Source organism: Prosthecobacter sp. (assembly GCF_044373815.1).
Classification (GTDB): domain Bacteria; phylum Verrucomicrobiota; class Verrucomicrobiia; order Verrucomicrobiales; family Verrucomicrobiaceae; genus Prosthecobacter.
Window position 1 is genome coordinate 1 of record NZ_JBIPNG010000397.1, and the last position, 6227, is coordinate 6227.

The following is a 6227-nucleotide window of genomic DNA, read 5'->3' on the forward strand; positions in this document are numbered from 1 at the left end:
TGGTGAAGGGCGCGGTGGAAGGCGGCGGACGCGTAAGCGGCTACTTCACCGGCGCCACCGGCACCACCATCTATCGCGGCGATGCCTACGGCCCCGACTTCGTGAACAACAGCTTCACCGGAGATGCAGGCGGACAGCTCGTGCATCGCAAGATCATCAAGCCCAGCGCGGACGGCATCAGCCTCATCGGCGAACGCCCCGCCGACGAGCATGGCTTCGAATTCGCCGCCAGCAAGGACACCTGGGTGCGCGTGGTGAACTTCGCCAACGCCCCCGACGGCTGCCTGCACATCTGCGACATGTATCGCGAAGTCATCGAGCACCCCTGGAGCATCCCCGACGAGATCAAAAAACACATCGACCTCAACAACGGCAACGACCGCGGCCGCATCTACCGCATCGTTCCAGACAAAGGTGCCGAGCGCATCGGCCAAAAGGTGGCCCTGGACAAAGCCAGCACCGAAGAACTCGTCAAGACCCTCGGCCACCCCAACGGCTGGCATCGCGACACCGCCCAGCGCCTGCTATTTGAGCGCAAGGACAAGGCAGCGGTGCCGCTGCTGGAGAAGGTGCTAAGCGGGGATAATGCGTTGGCGAAGCTGCATGCGCTTGGGGCGTTGCAGGGCTTGGGTGCATTGAACGAAGCCCATGTGGTCCTGGCTATGCAGGATGCGAATGAGCAGGTGGTTATTTCAGGCATCCGATTGAGTGAACAATTTTTTGACGCAAAAAAAGTGCCTCATGAAGACTTGATCAAAGCCTGGGGCACCTGCTGTCATACCTCTCAAGCGCAAAAACCGACAGTGCGCTATCAGCTCGCTTTAAGTGCCGCAAAAGTTTATGCGAGCATTAGGACATTCGATCCGGCAAAGATGACTTATGATGATAAGCTGGCGAAAATGGGAGAATATCCCCTTGCTGTGCTTCATGGGAATAACTCAGTAGAGTCGGACGCTAAGATATTGGACGCCTTTTTGTCATCGTCTCCTGACGCTTCCCTTCTGCTGCTAGGAGTTTTGGCATTTGACATGGGTGATCTATTGCTGCCTGAGCCAGCCTTCGTCAAAACGTTGCAGGCATCAGCCTCATCCATCAATCTGCCCCAGCAGTGGTTTATTGAAGATCCACGAAAATGGACTCCTGCAAGGCTGGTCGCGCTAGTGGCTGACCATTCGAGCCCTGAACGCGTGGCCGCACTGGCCAAGGGTTTTCGTCAGGCAGGATCATCATTGGAGAAAGCCGATGTTGAAGGCAAACTAACGCCTGTCTTCACCAAAGCCGCTATGATTGTCGCAGATCCTAAGGCATCCGAAGGTACCCGCCTCGAAGCCATCAAACTCCTCGGCCTCACATCCGCCAAAGAAGCCACTGATGCCCTGACGCAATGCCTCGCGCAAGGCCAGCCAGACGCAATACAATCAGCCGCCATCCACACGCTGTCCCAAGGCAACTCGCCGGCGATAACAGAGTCACTCATCGCGGGTTGGGCAGCATATGGCCCCAAAGCCAAAGAAGCCGCTCTCGAAGCCCTCCTCGCCCGCGAAGACCGCGCCCTGGCCTTGCTGGAATCGGGCGCGGTCAAAGCGACAGAGTTCTCCGCTTCCCAAGTCCAAGCTCTCCTCAAACACAAGTCCCCCAAAGTCGCCGCCTCGGCAAAAACAGCGCTGGCCTCCGTCATCCCGCCATCGCGTGAGGAGGTGACCGCGAAGTTCAAACCTGCCATCGCAGCACAAGGAGATGCCAAGAAAGGCCAGCTACAATACATGGCACGTTGTGTGGCCTGCCATCGCGCAGGAACCATGGGATTGCAGGTGGGCCCGGATCTTATTACGGTAAAAACTAAGGGCCGCGAGGCATTGCTTACGGCGATTTTGGAACCCCACAAGGAGGTTGCCTCTCAGTTCATCGCTTATACGGTCAATACGAAGGACGGCCAGACACTGGCTGGAATTATTACGAATGATACCGCATCAAGCATGTCACTCAAGATGATGGGCGGCATCGAAAAGACACTCCAGCGTTCGGAGATCAAAGGCAGCAGCTCCACTGGGCAGAGCCTGATGCCGGAAGGTCTGGAAACCGGCATGAGCGTTGCAGACATGGCTGATCTTCTTAGCTTCATTGAGGGACAGTAAACCTCCCCTAAAACTGAACCGGTTTTTCTTTGCAGGCGGCGCTGTCTGCGCTCCTGTAAACTTATCATGAAGACCACCCCCGTTACCTTTGAAGATCTGCAGTCCTCCGTCATCGCCGTGCCGCCACTTTGCCGGAACAAAGATCTGTCATTGGCCAAGTCCCAAAACAGCCGCCTGATCAAGCACATGTACAAAGGCGGCATCCGCACGCTGCTGTATGGTGGTAATGCCAATCTCTACAACATCGCCCCGAGTGAGTACCACTCCCTGCTGAAGATGCTCGTCGATGTGGCACCTGAGGACATGTGGATCGTCCCCTCCGTTGGCCCCATGTATGGCACTGCGATGGATCAGGCTAAGATTCTAAGCGAGTTCGCTTTCCCCACCGCGATGCTGCTGCCCACGCTCTTCCCCTCCAAGCCCGCCGGTGTCGCCACTGCCATTCGCCATTTCGTGGAGAAGTCCGGCATCAAGGCCGTTCTTTACATCAAGGACGGTTCCTACATCACCCCTGAACTTGCCGCCGAACTCGTCAATGACGGTCTGATCTCCTGGATCAAATACGCCATCGTCGAACCTGATCCAAAGAAGGACCCCTATCTCAAGAAGCTCATCAAGCTGGTGGACACCAAGCTCATCGTCAGCGGCATCGGCGAGCAGCCATCCATCATCCATCTGCGTGACTTCGGCGTCACCGGTTTCACCGCAGGCTGCGTCTGCATCGCCCCTTCCCGCTCCACCGCCCTGCTTCAGGCCATCTTGAAGAAAGACTGGGACACCGCCGAAGCAATCCGCGAGGAATTCGTCGCCCTCGAAGATCTGCGCAATGCCCACAGCCCCATCCTCGTTCTGCATCACGCCGTCGAACTCTCCGGCGTGGCCCAGACCGGCCCCGTGCTGCCACTGCTCACCGAACTTCCAGCCAACCTGCTGCCGAAGATCGAAAAAGCTGCCAAGGCACTGCTGGCGAAGAATGGCTGAGCCGGGAGTTTGCAATAGCAGTCAGTGGCTTCAAGCCACGGCTGACCATTGCTTCAACAGAGCACTTCACTTCCCGCATTAGGCATTGCCTAATGCGGGAAGTTTGTATTGACGGTTTGTGACAACTCACGCCATGGATATGCGTATTCTCACACCATGACTTCACGCCGTCACTTCATCCAGTCTCTTTCCACCACCGCTCTCCTTGCCGCTTCCGGCAGCATCACTGCTCAAGAAGCCGCCAAACCCGCCCGCAAGCTGCGCAAGGCCATCATGGGCGGCACGCTCGGCATCAAGGGCACGCTGGTTGAGAAATACAAATTCGCCAAGGAGGCAGGCTATGAAGGCGTCGAGCCCGCAGGAGGTCTCAATCAGCAGGAAGTGATCGACGCGCTCGGCCAGTCCGGCCTGCAAGCCGCCAGCGTGTGCTGCCACACGCATTGGAAGCAGACGCTCACCCATGACGATCCCAAAATTCGTGAGGAAGGTTTGCAAGGCGTGCTCACCACCCTGCGCGATGCCAAGGCCTACGGCGCTGATTCCATTCTCGTGGTTCCCGGCGTGGTGAGCGAGACAGTGCCATATGACGTCGCCTGGACGCGCTCCATCGCTGAGATCAAAAAAGCCGTGCCGCTGGCCAAAGAACTCGGCGTGAAGATCTCCATCGAGAACGTCTGGAACAACTTCATCCTCAGCCCGCTCGAAGCCGTGCGCTATCTCGATGAAGTGGGCGATCCCATCGTGGGCTGGCATTTCGACATCGGCAACGTGCTGCGCTTCGGCTGGCCGGAGCAGTGGATCAAGGTTCTGGGCAAGCGCATCAACCGCATCCACGTCAAAGAATACAGTACCAAGAAGATGAAGGAAGAAGGCATCTACAAAGGCTTCGACTGCGACCTCACCGAAGGCGACAACAACTGGCCCGCCATCATGAAAGCCCTCGATGACGTCGGCTACACCGGCTGGGCCATCAGCGAACAGCGCGGTGGCATCAATCCCAATGGCCTCAAGATGCTCACCGAACGCATGGACAAAATCTTCGCGCTGTAATCGTGCGCATCATCCGACATTCGTCATTCTGATTTCGTCATTTTCCCCCAATGCCCTCCGCCCTCGCCATCTTCGCCCATCCTGACGACATCGAATTCGTCGCCGCCGGAACCCTGCTTCTGCTCAAAGAGCGTGGCTGGGACATCCATTATGTCAACCTCTGCACCGGAAACGGCGGCTCCGTACAGATGGACGGCCCCACCACGACCCAGAAACGTCTCGAAGAAGGCAAGGAGGCCGCACGCATCCTCGGCGCCACGTTTTATCCACCGATCTGCGATGACCTGGAGCTGACCTACTCCGTGCCCTACCTGCGCAAAGTCGCTGCCATTGTTCGCATGGCCCAGCCCAGCATCGTCCTCACGCATGCGCCCGCGGATTACATGGAGGATCACATGCAGGCCTCCCGCCTTGCCGTCACCGCTGCATTTTCACACTGCATCCCCAACTTCCAGACCGATCCTCATCTCCCTTCCTACTCGCACGACGTCACCGTCTATCACGCCATGCCGCATGGCCAGTGCGATCCCCTGCGCCAGAAGCTCCAGGCCGGTCAGTATGTGGACACCACCAGCGTTCACGACCTCAAGCGCGAATCGCTCGCCGCCCACGAAAGCCAGAAGCACTGGCTCGACGTAAGTCAGGGCATGGACTCCTACCTCATCAGCATGGACGAATCCTCCCGCGCCATCGGCCGACTCTCCGGCCGGTTCGAATACGCCGAAGGCTGGCGCAGGCACCTCCACCTCGGATTCAGCGCCAAGGAAATCGATCCCCTTAAAGACGCCCTCGGCGACCTCTGCCTGATCAATGAGGAATACGAGCGGGCCAAAGCCACGCCGGTCTGAGCACCCAGTTCGAAGGTTTAAGATATAAGTTTAAAGTTGGCAGCATACTCGCTCCCGGCTTGAAAACTTGAGCTTAAACCTTTAACTCGGCCCCATGCCCGCTCCGCTGACCTACCTGCTTGTCGACGGTCACAGCGTCATCCACGCCTGGCCGGAACTGAAGCGTGAGCATCGGGTCGCCTCGCGCCGGCATCTGGCCCGCACGGAGCTTCTGAAACGCCTGCGCAATCTTCAGGACATGAGCTGCATGCAGGTGGTCGTCGTGTTTGACGGTGCCAGACAAGGCACCAATGAGGAGCGCGAGCCCCAGGGCCTTCAAATCATTTACGCGGATCCAGGCACCACGGCGGACACCATCATCGAGCGCCTCGTGGCCAAATACATCACGGAGCGCCCCATGCGTGTCGTTTCCGCCGACGGTATGGTGCGTGAAACAATTCTGTCACTTGGAGCCGAGTGGTTCAGCCCTGAAATCCTCCGCAGCCTGTGCGATGGTGCCGAAACCAGCATGCGCGCCCGCCTTGCCTGATTCCCATTCACGTTCTAACCTTCCCCCATGAGATTGATTCTTCCCCTTTTGTTTTTGATGCTTGGCGTCTCCGCCTCAATGGCTCAAGCCCCCGCCAAGGCACCCGTTTCCGATGAAGTCAAAAAGCTCCTGTTGGAAGCCCGCGACATGCGCGTGAAGCAGCGCTACACCGACGCGCTCGAAAAGCTGGATGCAGCCGAGAAACTCAACCCCAACCTCGCCGACATCTACGCCCTGCGCGGCGACATCTACCTGGCGCCACGCCGTCGTGATTTTGACCTCGCCCTGCCCCAGTTTGAAAAAGCCGCGCAGCTCCAGCCAGAAAGCCCGCTGCCCAAGTTCAATCTCGCCGAGTTCTACTTTGTGAAGCACGATTTCACCACGGCGCTCCAGTCCTTCACCAAGCTTGCCACGGACTACCCCAAGCTGCCCATGGTCATCCGACATCTCGTGCATTACAAACGGGCGCTGTGTGAATTGAAGCTCGGTCACCGCCCCGCCGCCGACCAGATCATCGCTGAAAATTTCACCTTCATGGACGACACCCCGGCTTACTACTTTTGCAAGGCGGCCATCTCCTTTGACCTGGGCGATCCCAACAAAGGCAACGAATGGGTGAAGCGCGGCGTTGCCGTCTTTAAGGCTCCTAGCTGCGATCCGTACTACGATGCATTCAAGGAACTG

The 6227-nt window shown here is 57.9% G+C and carries 6 protein-coding genes; all 6 read left to right on the forward strand.

The window, feature by feature from the left end:
- Positions 1-2135: c-type cytochrome (locus ACIREA_RS24200; RefSeq protein WP_397384907.1), on the forward strand; the 2135-nt coding region annotated here is incomplete at its 5' end.
- Between the two features lie 66 nt (positions 2136-2201).
- Positions 2202-3116 (forward strand): dihydrodipicolinate synthase family protein, encoded by a 915-nt coding sequence (locus tag ACIREA_RS24205; protein WP_397384908.1) that lies wholly within the window; start codon positions 2202-2204, stop codon positions 3114-3116.
- A gap of 156 nt (positions 3117-3272) precedes the next feature.
- Positions 3273-4166: a sugar phosphate isomerase/epimerase family protein gene (locus ACIREA_RS24210; protein WP_397384909.1), complete on the forward strand. Its 894-nt coding sequence runs from the start codon at positions 3273-3275 to the stop codon at positions 4164-4166.
- A gap of 50 nt (positions 4167-4216) precedes the next feature.
- A complete protein-coding gene (locus ACIREA_RS24215; RefSeq protein WP_397384910.1) occupies positions 4217-5014 on the forward strand; it encodes a PIG-L deacetylase family protein in 798 nt (265 codons plus the stop codon).
- 94 nt (positions 5015-5108) lie between these two features.
- Positions 5109-5543: an NYN domain-containing protein gene (locus ACIREA_RS24220; protein ID WP_397384911.1), complete on the forward strand. Its 435-nt coding sequence runs from the start codon at positions 5109-5111 to the stop codon at positions 5541-5543.
- 27 nt (positions 5544-5570) lie between these two features.
- A partial coding sequence (locus ACIREA_RS24225) for a tetratricopeptide repeat protein (protein ID WP_397384912.1) occupies positions 5571-6227 on the forward strand: 657 nt, incomplete at its 3' end.

What these genes read in the sequence shown, in the direction of transcription:
- ACIREA_RS24220 (WP_397384911.1), top strand. Translation starts at nt 5,109, where the DNA reads ATGCCCGCTCCGCTGACCTACCTGCTTGTCGACGGTCACAGCGTCATC.
- ACIREA_RS24205 (WP_397384908.1), top strand. Translation starts at nt 2,202, where the DNA reads ATGAAGACCACCCCCGTTACCTTTGAAGATCTGCAGTCCTCCGTCATC.
- ACIREA_RS24210 (WP_397384909.1), top strand. Translation starts at nt 3,273, where the DNA reads ATGACTTCACGCCGTCACTTCATCCAGTCTCTTTCCACCACCGCTCTC.
- ACIREA_RS24215 (WP_397384910.1), top strand. Translation starts at nt 4,217, where the DNA reads ATGCCCTCCGCCCTCGCCATCTTCGCCCATCCTGACGACATCGAATTC.